The sequence below is a fragment of the Marinobacter sp. genome (genome assembly GCF_965229985.1).
Taxonomy (GTDB): Bacteria; Pseudomonadota; Gammaproteobacteria; order Pseudomonadales; family Oleiphilaceae; genus Marinobacter.
On record NZ_OZ245935.1, the window covers coordinates 875,995 to 892,731 of the forward strand.

Sequence of the window (16,737 nt, forward strand, 5' to 3'; positions counted from 1 at the left end):
GACTGCGCCCCGAGAGGCACCTGTCCGCAGATACTAACTGCCCGGAGGGCGGAACTCAAAGTGCTACCCGCCGCCATGGACAAAGTTTAAGGCCGGTTGTCTAGCTTCCGGCCGAATCTTCAGCCCTTAGAATTGCCCGCCCCTCGGCAACTGTGAAGAACGAGCCGAAAACGACGACTAGATCGTTCGGGGCCGCGCTGGAAAGCGACGATTTGAGCGCCTCTCCTACTGATTCAAAGGCCGGAGCATGACCGATGCCCCCATCGACCAGTCTTGACTGCAACTCCTGGCCGGATAGCCCCCTCGGCACTTTCAAGCTCGCCAGGTACCAGGCATCGACGACCCCAGCCATTGCTTTTCCGACACCTTCCACATCCTTGTCCGCCAGAGCACCGTAAACTGCATGGACCCGTCGGCCAGGGGATTTCAGACTACCCAGCTGTTCAGCCAACCATCCGGCCGCATGGGGATTATGACCAACATCCAGAAAAATATCTGGGGAGGACCCAAGGCGCTCGAATCGTCCGGGCACGCAAAGGCCTGAAAGCACCTGTTCGATGACGGAAACCGGGAGCTCCGGTTCAAGCTTGCGAATGGCAACAACTGCCGCTGCCACGCTTGTGACTGGCAAAGGCCCGGCGGGCAAGCGAACAACCTGATCGTGATAGTTCAGCAGCGCTGCCGGAAAACCGGAACCGCCCTGCTCCTCCCTGACCAGTCCATAGTCCCGCTCGAACAGGTCCAGATCGACTCTCTGGGCGACGGCCTGCTGAAGCACCGAGCGGGGCGGATCTGTATCGGCGTAAACCGCTGGGATGCCTGGTCGGAGCACGCCGGCTTTCTCGAATCCGATGACTTCCCGGTTATCACCGAGGAAGGCAACGTGGTCAATGTCCACAGAGGTCAGTATGACGAAATCGGCATCCAGGACATTCACCGCGTCCAGGCGACCACCAAGACCCACCTCCAGAATCCAGTCATCCAGGCCGGCCTCGGCAAAAGCGACAAACGCGGCCAAGGTTCCGAACTCAAAATAGGTGAGCGAGACGGATCCACGGGCTATCTCAACCGCTTCGAACGCCTTTACAAGGGCCTCGTCGGCAATCTCCTCACCATTCAGGCGTACCCGCTCGTTATAACGCTGCAGGTGTGGCGAGGTATAGGCTCCAGTACGGCGCCCTGCAGCTCGCAACAATGCCTCCACCGCCGCAACAGCGCTACCCTTGCCGTTGGTGCCTGCCACCGTGATGATGCGTGCCTGCGGTTTCCGACGGAAAAGCCGGCGCAAAACCACAAGTACCCGGTCGAGGCCAAGGTCAATTTCGGTGGGATGAATTGCTTCAAGATAGGCAAGCCACTGATCGACAGTGGCCCCGGCCCCCGGCGAAGCCGGAGGCTGGTCTGGACGGTTATTCGACGGGGGCATCTGTTTCAGGCTTTTCCGAAACTTCAAATTCAATGGGCTCTTCGGTTCCGGGACGCTCCTGACCGGTGAACTTGGCCAGCACATGAGCAATGCGCGTACGCATCTGGTGACGATGGAGAATCATATCGATGGCACCATGCTCCAGCAGGAATTCACTGCGCTGGAAGCCTTCCGGCAACTTTTCACGAACCGTCTGTTCGATGACCCGCGGACCGGCGAAGCCAATCAAGGCATTCGGCTCGGCAATGTTGAGATCGCCCAACATGGCCAGACTGGCAGAAACACCACCGAACACAGGGTCTGTCATTACCGAAATGTAGGGGATCCCCTCAAGCTTCATCCGCTCAAGCACAGCAGCCGTCTTCGACATCTGCATCAGTGACAGGATGGCTTCCTGCATTCGGGCCCCACCACTGGCGGAGAAACAGACCAGGGGAATCCGATGCTCGAGAGCGACATTGGCAGCCTGGACGAATTTCTCGCCCACCACCTGCCCCATGGAACCACCCAGGAAGCCAAACTCAAAAGAGCAGGCAACCAACGGCACCCCAAGCGTTGTGCCTCTCATGGCCACCAGAGCGTCTTTCTCGCCCGTGCCTTTCTGGGCCTGCGACAGGCGATCCTTGTAGCGTTTACTGTCCTTGAACTTCAGGCGATCCCAGGGCTCAAGCTCAGCGGCAATTTCTTCTCGCCCTTCGGGATCAAGAAAAACGTCCAGGCGACGACGGGCCGTGACCCTCAGGTGGTGGTTGCATTTGGGGCAAACATCGAGGTTTTTCTCAAGTTCCGGCTTGTAGAGAAAGGCGCCACATTTGGGGCACTTCTTCCATAACCCCTCCGGCACTCCAGTTCTCTGCTTGGATTCCGAGCGAATCTTGCTCGGCATGATCTTGTCCAGCCAGTTACTCATGATTTCATCCTGTCCTTTGACGCCTGTTTGCCCTCCTCCCCTTTAATCAGGAGGCGAGACTGTCCAGTGCTTCACGCATCGGGTGGAGCAGATCCGTCAATGCCCGTTTGAGCTGGTCGGTATCTGCCTGATTTCTGGCTATTGTATCGACCAGGACACTGCCAACAATTACACCATCGGATACCCGACCAACCGCTGCGGCGGTTTCCGCATCGCGGATTCCGAAGCCGACACCAACAGGAAGCGCGGTCAGTTCGTGAATGTGGTTAACTTTTTCAGCAACCTCATCCACGTTGATGGTGGCGGATCCTGTCACACCCTTGATAGAAACATAGTACACATAACCGGACGAGTGCTCACTGATTGCACGGATCCGGTCATCGGTAGTTGTCGGTGCCAGCAGGAAGATGGCGTCGAGATTTCGCTGGGTAAACAGCGGCGCAACTTCGTCGGCTTCTTCCGGCGGCAGATCCACGGTCAGGATGCCATCCACGCCGGCATCCTTGGCGGCGTCGGCAAAAGTCTCGTACCCCATGGCTTCCATTGGATTCAGGTAGCCCATCAACACTACCGGGGTAGCGTCATCTGTTTTGCGGAACTCCTTGACCATGGCAATTACCTGCCTCAGGGAGGTGCCATGAACCAATGCACGCTCGCAGGCCAACTGGATAACCGGACCGTCTGCCATCGGATCGGAGAAAGGCACACCCAGTTCGATAATATCGGCACCTGCTTTCACAAGCGTGTGCATCAGATCCACCGTGACATCGGGATGGGGGTCACCGGCGGTAATGTAGGGAATAAGTGCCTTTCGACCTTGTCCTTTCAGGGCCTTGAGGACCCCTTCAATTCGGCTCATGCCTGCTCCTGTCTATTTCAGATCTCGATGCCTTCAAGCTTGGCAACCGTGTTGATGTCCTTGTCGCCACGCCCGGAAACGTTGATAACGACGGTCTGGTCTTTATCCATGGTCGCCGCCAGTTTAATGGCGTAAGCCACTGCGTGCGCGGTTTCCAGAGCGGGCATGATACCTTCAACCCGGGTCAGCTTCCGGAATCCTTCCATGGCCTCATCATCAGTGACCGACACATAGTGCGCCCGCCCGATGTCCTTCAGCCAGCTGTGCTCGGGTCCCACACCCGGATAATCCAGACCGGCACTGACCGAATGGGTGCCCGCAATCTGGCCATTCTCATCTTCCATCAGGTAGGTTCGGTTGCCATGAAGCACACCAGGACGGCCCGCACAAAGCGGTGCTGCGTGTTTGCCGGTATCAATACCGAGGCCGCCAGCTTCGACTCCGTACAGCTCTACCGACTCATCAGCCAGGAACGGGTAGAACATTCCAATGGCGTTGGAGCCACCACCCACACAGGCCACCAGAGCATCCGGCAATTTCCCGGTTTTCTCGAGAGCCTGACGGCGGGTTTCCCGGCCGATCACCGACTGAAAATCCCGGACCAATAGTGGGTAAGGATGCGGGCCGGCAACGGTTCCGATGATGTAGAAGGTGTCATCCACATTCGCCACCCAGTCTCGCATGGCGTCGTTCATGGCATCTTTCAGGGTCTTGGTGCCGCCTTCAACGGCATGCACCGTCGCACCCAGAAGCTTCATACGGAACACATTCAGAGATTGGCGCTGTACATCTTCAGCACCCATAAACACATGACATTCAAGGCCAAGACGAGCACAGACCGTGGCAGTGGCGACACCGTGCTGGCCGGCACCGGTTTCCGCGATGATCCGTTTCTTGCCGAGAAAGCTCGCGAGCAGGGCCTGACCGATGGTGTTATTCACCTTGTGAGCGCCGGTATGACAGAGATCCTCACGCTTCAGCCAGATCTGGGCACCGCCGGTCTCGCGGCTAAGACGCTCGGCGAAGTACAAAGGCGTCGGCCGGCCCACATAGTCCGCCAATTCCTTATCAAACCGCGCCTGGAATTCCGGATCTTTCTTCAGGCGAGCGTACTCTTTCTCGAGCGTCATCAGGGAATCCATCAGAGTCTCGGAAACAAACCGCCCACCAAAGGCCCCGAAGTGACCCCGCGCGTCCGGCAGTGCGCTCAGCATTTCTTCAGTCAGTTTTACAGACACGGTGAACCTCTTTAATGAAATGAGAAATTTTCTGGATGTCCTTGATGCCTTTGTCCTGTTCAACACCGCCACTGACATCCACAGCCCAGGGTTTCACCTGCTTCACAGCGGCAAATACGTTATCAGATGACAACCCACCGGCCAATATGATGGGGAGCGGTCGATGGTCGGGAATCAGATCCCAGTTAAACGACTTCCCGGTACCGCCATACCGCTCCGGATCCCAGGCGTCTACCAACAGGCCGGATGCATTCTGGAACTCCCTGAAGGCCGCCTCTATCTGCCCCGCCTCACGAACGCGAATAGCCTTGATCCAGCGTCGCCCAAAACTGGCACAGAAAGCGGGTGATTCATCACCATGGAACTGGAGCAAGTCCAGGGGCACCTTATCTAAAGCCGCCTCGACGTCCTGTTTCGTCGGATTCACGAACAACCCAACAACCGACACAAACGCCGGGACGCGTATCGCCAGCTCCGCTGCCTGCTGCACGGACACGGAACGGGGACTCGGTTCATAGAACACGAGGCCCAGTGCGTCGGCACCGGATTGAACAGCGCCGTCAATATCCTCGGGACGAGTTAGGCCGCAAATCTTGACCCTGACGCTCATTGGCTCGGAACCCGCTGTTTGACATGAATGTGTGTTGGTGTGACCGGACTGTTCTCGGTCCTGCTGAACCATGGCCGCAGAAAACCCGGACCACATTCGGCTGCAGGTATCCCGAGCTCGTCGGGATAGCCCACGTCGACCAGATACAGACCATGGGGAGGCGCGGTTACACCTGCAACTGTTCGATCCTGCGCGACCAGTATCTCATGAATCCACTCCGGTCGCTGCTTTCCCGAACCAACCGCCATCAAGGCACCGGCAATATTCCGGACCATGTGATGCAAAAACGCATTGGCCTGCACGTCTATTACGACAAAATCCCGCTTCCGGGTTACCGATATACGCTCAAGAAACCGGATCGGGGTACGGGATTGGCAACCAGCGGCCCGAAAGGAGGAAAAGTCATGCTCCCCGGCCAGCACCTGCGCCGCATCATGCATGCGTTCCGCATCCAGCGGGCGGAATGTCCAGCTTACCTGACCTCTTTGAATACCAGGGCGCACAGGATGGTTATAGATTATGTAACGGTAGCGCCGGTAGGTTGCTGAGAATCGGGCGTGGAAATCGCCGATGCCATTCCCGGCCCAATGCACAGAAATGTCTTCAGGTAAGGCAGTATTGATACCCATAACCCAGGATCGGAGATTACGGACAGAAGAGGTATCAAAATGGGCAACCTGATAACTGGCATGAACGCCAGCATCGGTTCGCCCGGCACACACCAGATCAACCGGATGATCCGCCACCTTTGCCACAGCCCGGGTCAGTTCCGCTTCTACCGAACGGACCCCGGATTTCTGCAACTGCCAACCATGAAAACCGCGCCCATCATACTCAAACGCGAGCGCGACGCGCCCTGCCCCGATGGCGTTATCCGTGGTCAGTTGCTGGGTTTCGAGAAACAAGTGTGAATCCGGAAAGAGTGTTGCTGTAAAAACAAAGCGCCGGCATCTTGCCGGGACTTAACCCGGCGGCCGGCGCTTGCTACCTGTCACACCCGATTATAACGGATCAGGACAGATTTTTAAGGAGGTCCTGCGCCTCTGCTTTCTGATCTTCGTTTCCTTCCAGTGCGACTTCTTCAAGGATATCGCGGGCTCCGTCCGCATCACCCATCTCGATGTAAGCCCGCGCAAGATCAAGCTTGGTGGCAGCCTCATCGGTTCCTGAGAGGAAATCAAAGTCGTCTTCATCACCCAGCTCGCTTTCTTCTATATCAGCGACCTGTGACTTACCTGAACCATCGGAAACCGCATCAGAAGCCACTGGCAGATCCAGATCCTCTTCGGGCGCCTCCTCTTCAGTGACGGGCGCTTCGGGTTCTTCCAGTTCTTCAGTGATGCCCTGCTGTTCGAGCTCCTCGGCGCCCTCTACAGCTTGCTCGGGATCAGCCTCTTCCGCATCGCCCTCACCAAGCGTGTCTTCAAGACCAAGCTCCTCGTCAAGAGACGCTTCTTCGGTTTCATCAGGATTCGCTGAATCGGCACTGTCGGAAAACTCCTCCATCAGAGCCAGATCCTCATCAGAGACATCAAGCTCCAGATCGTCCAGAGAGGACTCTTCCATCTCGCTACCACCCAGCTCATCTTCTTCGCCGGCTACCTTGTCCAGTTCAGCATCGAGTTCATCCAGGAAGGATTCATCCAGCGAATCGATGTCTGCTTCGGCATCCGGTTCTGAGAGCTCTTCCGAAGACGTGTCCGACTTGGTGGTTGATTGCTCCTCCGCCAGATCAGCTTCGTCAAGGTCCCCCTCTTCCAGATCAAGGCTCAGGTCGTCTTCAGACTCATCAATTCCTGGCTCTTCACCCGTAGATTTTTCAGAGTCCTGCTCGAACTCGGAAGACAGGTCCCAGTCACCGGACTCTTCCAGTTCCGAGGCGTCTTCGGTGCCAACTTTTTCTTCATCAGATTCAAGTTCGAGACCCGACAGATCATATTCGATCATGTCGTCCCGGCTTTCTTCCTTGTCGTCCTCAGCCGGTTCATCTTCGGAAGACTTCTTGGTCTCGTGCTCCTCAAATTCTTCAAGCTCTAAATCCGACAGGTCGGTCTCTGACAGATCCGAGTCGAAATCTCCGAACTCATTCTCGGCGGGCTCTTCCTGCTCCGAATCGAACTGATCGGCCAGAAGCTCCTCGGATTCAGGCTTATCCTGCTTCTCAGCCGGCTGCTCACCACCGTCTTCGGAGTCGTAAGACGTAGCAAAGGAGTCTGAGCGCAATTGTGATTCAAGATCATCGATGCTGGGCATCGACTCTGCCTCTTCCAACCTTGCGCGCAGCTCATTGGCCGTCGTCAGTGCCTCTTCATCTTCCAGAGCCTCGATTTCACCGAACTGCTTCTCGAAGGATTCGCGATCCTGGGTGTCCGCGTAGACACCCAGCAGTTTCAGGCGCAGATCAGTCCGGCTTGGCTCCCGGGAAATTGCGGTCTCCAGGGTTTGCGCTGCCTGATCGTGGCGTCCGTAGGCAATGTAAGTGTCAGCCTCTTCCAGCGCATTACCGGCTGCTGATTCCTGATCTTCCTCGTCAAGACTCAGATCAAATGAGTCTGTTTCTTCATCGGTTTCACTGTTGAGCTGCTCATAAAACGCCTTTTCCCGGTTGGCATTGCGACGGGCAAGCAGCAGAAGCAACAACAGAAGAACAATCAGGCCGCCACCGAGGGCAATCTGATACATCGGATTTCCGGTAATGGCATCAATGACGTTACCCGGGAAACCCTTATCCGCTGCAGGTGCCTGGGGTGCCGGCTTCGGAGCGGCCTCCTCCGCCTGGACCGGTTCTGAGGCCGCTGGGGCTGCTGCGGCCGTCTCCTCACCAGTTTCGACAGCGTCCGAACCAGCTGACTCTTCCGCATCGGCCATGCCTGTTTCTTCTGGTGCCTCACCGGCGTCAGCAACAACCTGATCATCGGCTGTCTCATCAGACTCGGCCATTCCCTCAGTGTCATCGACCATGGCCTCAGACTCGGCCATATCCGTGGATTCGGCTGAACCTGCGGCCTCTTCCGTCTCTCTGGCCGTCATGTCTGCATCAACAGCTACGGGCCCCTCACCTTCAGCAGCTTCGTCTGCTGCAGCAATGTCTTCCGATGCCGCAGATTCGTCCGTTGCCGCATCGGTAACTTCGCCTTCAACGGGCGCCGCCTGCTCGGTCGGCTCTGCACCACTTGCTTGCTGCATTTCAGCCAGCTGTGTGTTCTTCAGCTCAAGCAGTCGCTGCAGGGTCTGAACCTGGTCCTGGAGATCATCTACGCGACTGTTCAGCTCCTCGTTTTCGCGACGGGCGCTTTCAAGCTCTTCCATAGCGACCGCTGTGCCAGCGTCAACGCCGCCCGGCAACTCACTGTCGCCACCCGCAGAGCCACTCTCGCTGGACTCAGTACCGGTTTCATCAGAGACCACCAGCTTCAGTTCATCGCCACCGGAAACAGCCTCTTGCTGAGTCGCAGGTTCGGGCTGTCGCTCAGCGGTTGCATCCACAGTGCGCTGGGGAGCCTGGAATTCCTGATTCTGCTGGGCAACCAAACGGGTAGCCTCGGCACGAGTGCGGCCCTGGATCTGATCAAGAGACGGAACGCGCAGAACTTCACCGCGCTTCAGTCGGTTAATATTGTTACCAATGAAGGCATCCGGATTAAGGTCCTGGATTGCCAGCATGACCTGCTGCATGGAAACGCTGTTGTCAGGACGCACACGAGAAGCGATGGTCCAAAGAGTGTCCGAAGCTCCCGTAGGCCCGAACGTATCGGCCTGATATCCGGTGCTCAGGGACCGCTCAGCCTGAGCCTGCCGGCGTACGGACTCGGCACTGCGAGTGGTGGCCGGCTGACTGGTAGTCTGGGTCGTGGAGACGGTTGGCGTGCTGACCTGCTCCTGCACACCGGACTCTTCGGCGTAAACAGGCGGATCAACAAGCACGGCGTATTCCCGCATCAACCGGCCACTTGGCCAGGTCAACTCAAGCAGGAAGTTGAGATACGGTTCCCTCAGTGGTTCACGGGAGGACACATTGACAATGAGACTGCCATCATTGCCGGTAACCACCTGGAACCGGAGCTTACTGAGAAACTGGTTGCGATCCAGCCCCACCCGCTCATATGCCTGTTCCGAGGCAATATTGACGAACACGTCCGCTGGATTGACGCCACGGCTTTGGGGCAGAACGATCTCTGCGTCCAGTGGCTCGTTCAGATAGGACTGAAGTTCTATTTCACCCAGCCCCAGGGCCTGTGCGACGCCGGATCCGAGCCCTCCCGCCAGAGCCAGGGCAACCGCAAGCTTGCGTACCTTCATGCTTTTTCCTTTCCAGTCTCCGTTATTCGTTACTGCTCTCTTTCAAACAGAATCGGACGAGGTTGGATGACTTCCGTCTGGATAATTCTCGTTATTATGTGTTCTTTTTAATTTTCAGTCCGGCAAGTATTGTTGATAAAACCTCTTTTATCAATCAATCAGCCGCAATCCTTGTACCATTTTTTTATCAATCGCGCGGAACTACCTAGCGCTCTTGAAAATAACAGGGGCGGAGGCTGAAATCAGCCTCCGCCCCCTCACCGGTTTACCGAAACCGGACACAGTTGGCATTTATTGCCTCTGTGTAACAATTTTTAACGCTCCTGAAGGATCCGGAGCATACGGCGCAGTGGCTCGGCGGCACCCCACAGGAGCTGATCACCCACGGTAAACGCTGAAATGTATTCCGGCCCCATGGTCAACTTGCGGATACGCCCGATCGGCACGCTCAAGGTACCGGTCACCTTCGCCGGAGTCAGTTCCTCAATGGTCGCATCGCGGTCATTGGGGATAACCTTTACCCAGTCATTGGCTTTAGCAAGGATCGACTCGATTTCAGAAACCGGGAGATCCTTCTTCAGCTTGATAGTCAGCGCCTGACTGTGGGAGCGCATTGCGCCAATCCGTACACAGATGCCGTCGATGGGAATCGGGTTATCGGAGCGACCAAGAATCTTGTTGGTCTCGACACCCGCCTTCCACTCTTCCTTGCTCATGCCGTTGTCGAGCTGCTTATCGATGAACGGGATAAGGCTGCCGGCCAGGGGCACCTGGAAGTGCTCGGTGGGGAAGCCATCCGAACGCATGGTCTCGGTCACCTTGCGGTCGATTTCCAGAATTGCGGAGGAAGGATCGTCCAGCTCGGTCTTGACGCTATTGTTCAACTCGCCCATCTGGTTCAACAGCTCTCGCATGTTCTGAGCGCCAGAGCCGGAAGCCGCCTGATAAGTCATGGGCGACACCCACTCGATCAGATCCTGCTCAAGCAGCCCACCCAGGGCCAGCATCATCAGGCTCACGGTGCAGTTACCACCGATGTAGTCCTTGACGCCTTTCTCGAGCGCGGCATCAATCACGTTTCGGTTGACCGGATCCAGAACAATAACGGAGTGGTCGACCATCCGCAGCGTGGAGGCTGCATCAATCCAGTAACCTTCCCAGCCCGCGTCACGGAGCTTCTGATAAACCGCGCCGGTGTAGTCGCCACCCTGACAGGTCACGATGACATCCATGGTTTTCAGAATCTCGACGTCAAACGCGTCCTGCAGAGGCGGAACGTCTTGTTTTCCCACGTCCGGCGCAGGCTTGCCAGCCTGGGACGTGGTGAAAAAGACCGGTTCGATATCGGCGAAATCGTTTTCTTCACGCATGCGTTGCATGAGGACCGAGCCCACCATGCCACGCCAACCTACAAGTCCAACTCGCTTCATGTGCGATCTTCAGACCTCGTTTTATGCCCGCCCCATGCCTTTATCGCTGGCAGGGACAGGATGGATGATCCCGCGGCAACTGCATCGCGTTGCCGTCGGGTCTCAAATACGCCTGTCAGGGCCTGATCTTTACAGCGCAGCCAGAACCGCCTCACCCATTTCCCGGGTGGACACCTTCTTTGCGCCCTCAGACATAATGTCTGCTGTTCGCAGACCCTGATCCAGGACCTTGCTGACCGCCGCTTCAATGGCTTCAGCGGCTTTTTCCTCATTCAGACTGTACCGCAGCATCATGGCAGCACTGAGGATGGTGGCCAGCGGATTGGCAATGCCCTGCCCGGCGATATCCGGCGCGGACCCGTGGCAGGGCTCATACATACCCTGCTTTTCCGAGTTCAGCGACGCCGATGGCAACATGCCAATCGAGCCGGTGAGCATAGCCGCTTCGTCCGAAAGAATATCACCAAACATGTTTCCAGTCACAATCACATCGAACTGCTTGGGTGCCCGGACCAGCTGCATAGCGGCATTGTCCACATACATATGGGACAGCTCCACATCAGGATATTCCCGACGCAGATCATTCATGATTTCCCGCCACAGAACAGTCACTTCCAGCACATTGGCCTTGTCCACGGAGCACAGCTTCTTGCCCCGCTGCTGAGCAGCCTCGAAAGCGACCCGACCAATACGACGAATTTCCGATTCGGTGTAGGCGTAAGTGTTGTAACCCTGGCGTTCGCCGCTTTCAAGCTCACGCACGCCGCGAGGCTGGCCAAAATAGATGCCGCCGGTCAGCTCACGGACAATCATGATATCCAACCCGGAAACAACTTCCGGCTTCAGGGAAGAGGCGGAGGCCAGTTGAGGGTAAAGAATTGCCGGGCGCAGGTTGGCGAACAGCTCGAGGTTGGAGCGCAACCCAAGCAACCCTTTCTCCGGGCGCTTGGCCATTGGCAGGCTGTCCCACTGGGGGCCGCCAACGGCGCCCAGCAGAATAGCATCTGCCTTGGTCGCCTTCTCAAGGGTTTCCTCCGGGAGCGGCGTGTCGGCTTCATCAATTGCCGCGCCACCTACGAGGCCTGACTCGAAATTCAGGTCGAGATTGAACTGATCATTGATCTTGCGAAGTACTTTTTCCGCTTCAGCGACAATTTCCGGGCCGATACCGTCGCCGGGAAGCATCAGGATTGTTCTGGGCATACTGTTTCCTTGTTCATTCCTTGATGTCGGATTACGCCTTTGGCTAATCCGACCTACTTGATTGTATTTCTACCGCGTCTATGTCGGATTACGTCTTCGACTAATCCGACCTACGTTTTGGATATTCCTGCGCGATGACAGGTAGGTCGGATTAGCGCCAGCGTAATCCGACAGCAAAATCAGCCGCCAGCGCCAAACAACCAGGGCGCTGTCTTCCGCCGGCTTTCCTCGTAGGACCTGATCAACTCTGCATCTTCCAGAGTGACCCCGATATCGTCCATGCCGTTCAGCAGGCAATGACGACGGAAATCGTCCACCTCGAACGTGAAGGTTTCTCCCGACGGGGTGGTCACGGTTCTGCCTTCCAGATCCACTGCCAACTGGTAGCCTTCGCTCTGCTCGACTTCCTTAAACAGCTGATCGACAACTTCCTCAGGGAGAACAATAGGTAACAGACCATTCTTAAAGCAATTGTTATAGAAAATATCGGCAAAGCTTGGGGCAATGATCACCCGAAAGCCGAAATCCTCCAGCGCCCAGGGTGCGTGTTCCCGGCTCGAACCACAGCCAAAGTTACGCCGCGCCAACAGTACACTGGCGTTCTTATACCGGTCCTGGTTCAGGACAAAATCCGGATTGATCGGCCGGGTGGAGCAATCCTGGTCCGGTTTACCCTCATCCATATAACGCAGTTCATCAAAAAGATTCGGGCCGAAGCCGGTGCGCTTGATGGACTTCAAAAACTGCTTGGGAATAATCATGTCCGTATCCACGTTGGAACGGTCCATGGGGGCGACAACGCCCTGGTGTTGCGTAAATGCGCGCATGGTTCTCTCCTGTGGATCAGTTCATCAGCTCACGGACATCAACAAAATGGCCTGTTACCGCGGCGGCGGCCGCCATAGCCGGGCTTACCAGATGGGTACGCCCGCCAAAGCCCTGACGGCCTTCGAAATTCCGGTTTGAGGTGGAGGCACAATGCTCACCCTGCCCCAGCTTGTCAGCATTCATGGCCAGACACATGGAGCAACCCGGATCACGCCACTCCAGGCCGGCTTCGATAAAGATCTTGTCCAGACCTTCCTGCTCCGCCTGTGCTTTTACCAAGCCGGAACCCGGGACCACCATGGCCTGCTTCAGGATCGGAGACACCTTACGCCCTTTCACCACGGCAGCGGCCTCGCGCAGATCCTCAATCCGGCTGTTGGTACAGGAGCCAATAAACACCCGGTCCAGCTTGATATCGGTAATCGCCATATTCGGCTGCAAACCCATATACTTCAGGGCGCGAACAATGCCCTCACGCTTGATGGGATCGGCTTCCTGTTCCGGATCCGGCACCTTGCCGTCAATTCCGGCAACCATTTCCGGTGACGTGCCCCAGCTCACCTGCGGCTGGATTTCGGAGCCTTCCAGCTCTACAACTTTATCGAACGTCGCATCGCTATCGCTGTGCAAGGTCCGCCAGTAGTCAACCGCAGCGTCCCACTGATCACCCTTGGGCCCGAACGGACGATTACGGACATACTCGATGGTGGTGTCATCTACCGCCACCATGCCAACCCGCGCACCGGCCTCGATGGACATGTTGCAGATAGTCATCCGGCCTTCCATGCTCAGCCCCTGAATGGCTTCACCACCGAACTCAATGGCGTAACCGGTGCCACCGGCAGTTCCAATCTTGCCAATGATGGCCAGCACAACATCCTTGCCGGTAACGCCCGGGCCCAGCTTGCCGTTCACCTTGACCAGCATGTTTTTCATCTTCTTCTGAACCAGGCACTGGGTGGCCAGCACATGCTCAACTTCACTGGTGCCAATACCATGGGCAAGGCAGCCAAAGGCGCCGTGGGTGGAGGTATGGGAATCCCCACAAACAATGCTCATTCCCGGCAAGGTCGCGCCCTGCTCGGGCCCGATGACATGCACAATCCCCTGGCGCTGGTCCTTGATCTTGAACTCAAGAATCCCGAACTCGTCGCAGTTCTTGTCCAGTGTTTCCACCTGGATCCGGGAAACCGGGTCAACAATGCCTTCAACACCCCGATCGCGGTCCGTGGTGGGCACATTATGGTCCGGTGTCGCGATGTTGGCATCGATCCGCCAGGGCTTACGCCCAGCCAGACGCAGGCCTTCAAATGCCTGGGGTGATGTCACTTCGTGCAGCAATTGGCGATCGATGTAAATCAACGCGGAGCCGTCATCGCGCTGCTTGACGAGATGATCGTCCCACAATTTGTCGTATAAGGTCTTGCCCGCCATTGTTCTCTCTCACTCTCTGGGGGTTTCTGGTTCTAACGTTTGTTAAAGCCATCTTACCGCCTGCGACCGGATAACCTCAATTCATGTTTTTTATCTTTGGCATCCGTTTTGGTTATACTTCAGTGAAGGTCCCGGGTTGGGAGAGCACTTTCAAAACACGCCGGCAAGCACATCCATGTGGGCTCGAATCGGGCCATCCCTGGCCCTCTACGGTTTTGAAAGTGCTCTCCCAACCCGCTCCCCAGACAATTGTGCAGCCCTCAATGCTGCCCGGGGCGCCTGGAGGGGCGGGCCTCACAAAACCGTGGAGCGCCAGGGATGGCGCGACCGAGCCCTACATGGATGTATTCACGGGCGTGTTTTGGGAGGTTTGCCCCTCCAGGCAACTTGCACCCAAGCTTCAGAACAAAGAGGACCATTCTGTGGACTCAAACGCATTAAAAGCTTTTCTGACCATTGTTGATCAGGGCTCCTTTTCAGAAGCCGCGGAAACCCTGCACCTGACACAGCCGGCCATCTCGAAACGCCTTGCCGCACTGGAAAACCAGCTTGGCACCAGTCTCATTGACCGAAGTCACCGTCAGATTCGGCTAACCGACGCTGGAAGCCGGCTATTACCTCATGCCCGCCGGATCCTGGATGAAATCCACAATGCCCGGGTAGCGCTGTCGCCGGACTCCGGGCAGGTTGAAGGCGAGCTGCAGATTATCGCCAGCCACCACATTGGCCTGCACCATTTGCCGAATTGGCTGCGTCGGTTCAAACGGGAATACCCCCAGGTATTGATCAACCTCCAATTCATGGAATCCGATGCCGCCTACGAGCAGATGCGTAAACGGAACGCCGAATTGGCGTTCGTGACGCTCAGCGACAGTATGGAACCGAGTTTTCACGTTTTCGCCCAATGGCCGGACCAGATGGTGTTTGTGGCTGGCGCGGAGCATCCTCTGGCCTCGCTCAGCAAACCAGCGTTGTCGGATCTTGCGGATCACCCTGCACTGCTTCCGGATACCAGTACCGCGACCTATCGGGTTGTAAGCCGGCTGTTTCTGGAGGCGAATCTGCATTTGAATCCACAGATGCCCACCAACTACCTCGAAACCATCAAGATGATGACCAGCGTCGGCCTGGGCTGGAGTGTTCTGCCCCTACGCATGGTTGATGAAAGCCTGAGAGTGCTGGACGTGGGCAAGCCGGTTTCGCGGGTCCTTGGCGGGATCGGGTTGTCCGGGAGACAGCTCAGCAATGCGGCCAAGGCGTTGCTGGATATTGTACAGGACGAGGAGAACGCCTGAGGCTCACCTCACTCCATGTTCAGGGGGTGGTCGCAGGCCCCGCCAGGTGATCACGATTGCAACGGCCATCGCGGCAGCACCACCCCAGAAGGCCGCCGACGTGCTGAAGCCATCCACCAGGAACCCCGATAGCCAGGCACCCAATGCACCGCCGGCGCCAAAAGTGAGTCCGCTGTACAGGGCCTGGCCCTGTCCATGGTGGTGTTTGCCGAAGAACCCCTGAATGTATTGAACCGAAATCGCATGCAATGCCCCGTAAGACGCCGCATGCAGCAGCTGAGCGAAGAGCAGCACTGCAACCACGTCGGTTACCTCGGCAATCAGAACCCAGCGGATCATGGTTAACGTCAGCGCGCCAATCGCAATCTGTCGAACCGTGAAATTTCGCGTTAACCGATGCATCACCAGAAACAGAGCAATCTCCGCTAAAACCCCCAAAGACCACAACAGACCAATCGAAAGCTTGCCGTAACCATGCTGTTCCAGGTGAATACTGAAAAAAGTGTAGTAGGCACCATGCGACACCTGAAGCAGGAAATTCATCAGGAAAAACGTCACCACCGCCGGGTGCGTAACAATTGCCTTCAAGCTGCCTTTCGGCGCCGGCGGCTTCCGTTCTCCCCGCTCTGCAGGAATCAGAAAGGCAGATACGGCAATGCCCGCAAACACTGGCAACAACAACCAAGGCAGATTCTGAATCGGCACCAGCTCCAGCAAGCCGCCCACCAGCGCCACCGCGCCAATGAACCCCACCGACCCCCAGAGCCGAACCCGCCCGTATCTCTCCTTGTGTTCGCCAAGGGTGCGAAGCGTGATCACTTCATAAAGCGGCAGGATCGCATTCCAGAAAAAGGTGAACGCCAGCATCACCAACAGCAGGCCATAGAACCCCGGCTCCATGAACACACCGGCGAAGAACAGCGAACCGGTGATAGCGCCGAACCGGACCAGACGAACCCGCTGGCCGGTTTTGTCACCTAACCAGCCCCAGACGCTTGGAGCAATGATTTTGGTTAGCTGGATCGTCGCCATCAGTGTGGCGATCTGAAGATAGGAAAATCCCTGGCCTTCTAGGTAGAGAGACCAGTACGGAAGGAGCCCGCCTAGAAGAGCGAAGAACCAGAAATAGAGGTTGGAAAGTCGAAAGTAAATAGCGAAACCTCTGTACGACTATCGAAAAGGCTTGGCGGCTTTGGCGGGGGCGG

At 56.8% G+C, this 16,737-nt stretch carries 13 protein-coding genes; 1 reads left to right on the top strand and 12 read right to left on the bottom strand.

Features of this window, described 5'->3' with window-relative positions:
- Positions 1-100: 100 nt before the first annotated feature.
- The 11 genes from folC to leuC all read right to left on the bottom strand — a co-directional run bounded on the left by folC (position 101) and on the right by leuC (position 14,237).
- Positions 101-1,426, bottom strand: coding sequence for a bifunctional tetrahydrofolate synthase/dihydrofolate synthase (gene folC, locus ACO06L_RS04020; protein WP_202347622.1), 1,326 nt, complete (start codon positions 1,424-1,426; stop codon positions 101-103).
- Positions 1,410-2,336 (bottom strand): acetyl-CoA carboxylase, carboxyltransferase subunit beta, encoded by a 927-nt coding sequence (gene accD, locus ACO06L_RS04025; RefSeq protein ID WP_064230490.1) that lies wholly within the window; start codon positions 2,334-2,336, stop codon positions 1,410-1,412. Before accD ends, folC begins: the two co-directional genes overlap by 17 nt.
- A gap of 46 nt (positions 2,337-2,382) precedes the next feature.
- On the bottom strand, positions 2,383-3,195 hold the full coding sequence (gene trpA, locus ACO06L_RS04030; RefSeq protein ID WP_064230491.1) for a tryptophan synthase subunit alpha: 813 nt from the start codon (positions 3,193-3,195) through the stop codon (positions 2,383-2,385).
- A 17-nt stretch (positions 3,196-3,212) separates the two neighbouring features.
- Complete coding sequence (gene trpB, locus ACO06L_RS04035) at positions 3,213-4,421, bottom strand: tryptophan synthase subunit beta (RefSeq protein ID WP_413772198.1); 1,209 nt, start codon at positions 4,419-4,421, stop codon at positions 3,213-3,215.
- Complete coding sequence (locus ACO06L_RS04040; RefSeq protein WP_064230492.1) at positions 4,414-5,043, bottom strand: phosphoribosylanthranilate isomerase; 630 nt, start codon at positions 5,041-5,043, stop codon at positions 4,414-4,416. Before ACO06L_RS04040 ends, trpB begins: the two co-directional genes overlap by 8 nt.
- A complete protein-coding gene (gene truA / locus ACO06L_RS04045) occupies positions 5,040-5,948 on the bottom strand; it encodes a tRNA pseudouridine(38-40) synthase TruA (RefSeq protein ID WP_202347623.1) in 909 nt (302 codons plus the stop codon). The genes ACO06L_RS04040 and truA overlap by 4 nt, the downstream gene beginning before the upstream one ends.
- Before the next feature lie 106 nt (positions 5,949-6,054).
- The gene (locus ACO06L_RS04050; RefSeq protein WP_202347624.1) at positions 6,055-9,342 is read right to left on the bottom strand and encodes a FimV/HubP family polar landmark protein; all 3,288 of its coding nucleotides are present in this window, start codon (positions 9,340-9,342) and stop codon (positions 6,055-6,057) included.
- 314 nt (positions 9,343-9,656) lie between these two features.
- On the bottom strand, positions 9,657-10,772 hold the full coding sequence (gene asd, locus ACO06L_RS04055; RefSeq protein WP_064230495.1) for an aspartate-semialdehyde dehydrogenase: 1,116 nt from the start codon (positions 10,770-10,772) through the stop codon (positions 9,657-9,659).
- Positions 10,773-10,901: 129 nt separating this feature from the next.
- Entirely contained in the window at positions 10,902-11,975 is a 1,074-nt protein-coding gene (gene leuB, locus ACO06L_RS04060) for a 3-isopropylmalate dehydrogenase (protein WP_064230496.1), read from the bottom strand.
- Positions 11,976-12,154: 179 nt separating this feature from the next.
- Positions 12,155-12,802 (bottom strand): 3-isopropylmalate dehydratase small subunit, encoded by a 648-nt coding sequence (gene leuD / locus ACO06L_RS04065; protein ID WP_202347625.1) that lies wholly within the window; start codon positions 12,800-12,802, stop codon positions 12,155-12,157.
- A 16-nt stretch (positions 12,803-12,818) separates the two neighbouring features.
- A complete protein-coding gene (gene leuC / locus ACO06L_RS04070; protein ID WP_064230498.1) occupies positions 12,819-14,237 on the bottom strand; it encodes a 3-isopropylmalate dehydratase large subunit in 1,419 nt (472 codons plus the stop codon).
- A gap of 422 nt (positions 14,238-14,659) precedes the next feature.
- Between leuC and ACO06L_RS04075 the strand changes: the two genes are divergently transcribed.
- Positions 14,660-15,532: a LysR family transcriptional regulator gene (locus tag ACO06L_RS04075; protein WP_202347626.1), complete on the top strand. Its 873-nt coding sequence runs from the start codon at positions 14,660-14,662 to the stop codon at positions 15,530-15,532.
- 3 nt (positions 15,533-15,535) lie between these two features.
- On the opposite strand, the gene ACO06L_RS04080 is transcribed toward ACO06L_RS04075, so the two are convergent.
- Positions 15,536-16,684, bottom strand: a complete 1,149-nt coding sequence (locus ACO06L_RS04080; protein ID WP_202347671.1) for an MFS transporter — start codon at positions 16,682-16,684, stop codon at positions 15,536-15,538.
- Between the last annotated feature and the right edge of the window lie 53 nt (positions 16,685-16,737).

What these genes read in the sequence shown, in the direction of transcription:
- folC (WP_202347622.1), bottom strand. Translation starts at nt 1,426, where the DNA reads ATGCCCCCGTCGAATAACCGTCCAGACCAGCCTCCGGCTTCGCCGGGG.
- accD (WP_064230490.1), bottom strand. Translation starts at nt 2,336, where the DNA reads ATGAGTAACTGGCTGGACAAGATCATGCCGAGCAAGATTCGCTCGGAA.
- trpA (WP_064230491.1), bottom strand. Translation starts at nt 3,195, where the DNA reads ATGAGCCGAATTGAAGGGGTCCTCAAGGCCCTGAAAGGACAAGGTCGA.
- ACO06L_RS04040 (WP_064230492.1), bottom strand. Translation starts at nt 5,043, where the DNA reads ATGAGCGTCAGGGTCAAGATTTGCGGCCTAACTCGTCCCGAGGATATT.
- ACO06L_RS04050 (WP_202347624.1), bottom strand. Translation starts at nt 9,342, where the DNA reads ATGAAGGTACGCAAGCTTGCGGTTGCCCTGGCTCTGGCGGGAGGGCTC.
- asd (WP_064230495.1), bottom strand. Translation starts at nt 10,772, where the DNA reads ATGAAGCGAGTTGGACTTGTAGGTTGGCGTGGCATGGTGGGCTCGGTC.
- leuB (WP_064230496.1), bottom strand. Translation starts at nt 11,975, where the DNA reads ATGCCCAGAACAATCCTGATGCTTCCCGGCGACGGTATCGGCCCGGAA.
- leuD (WP_202347625.1), bottom strand. Translation starts at nt 12,802, where the DNA reads ATGCGCGCATTTACGCAACACCAGGGCGTTGTCGCCCCCATGGACCGT.
- leuC (WP_064230498.1), bottom strand. Translation starts at nt 14,237, where the DNA reads ATGGCGGGCAAGACCTTATACGACAAATTGTGGGACGATCATCTCGTC.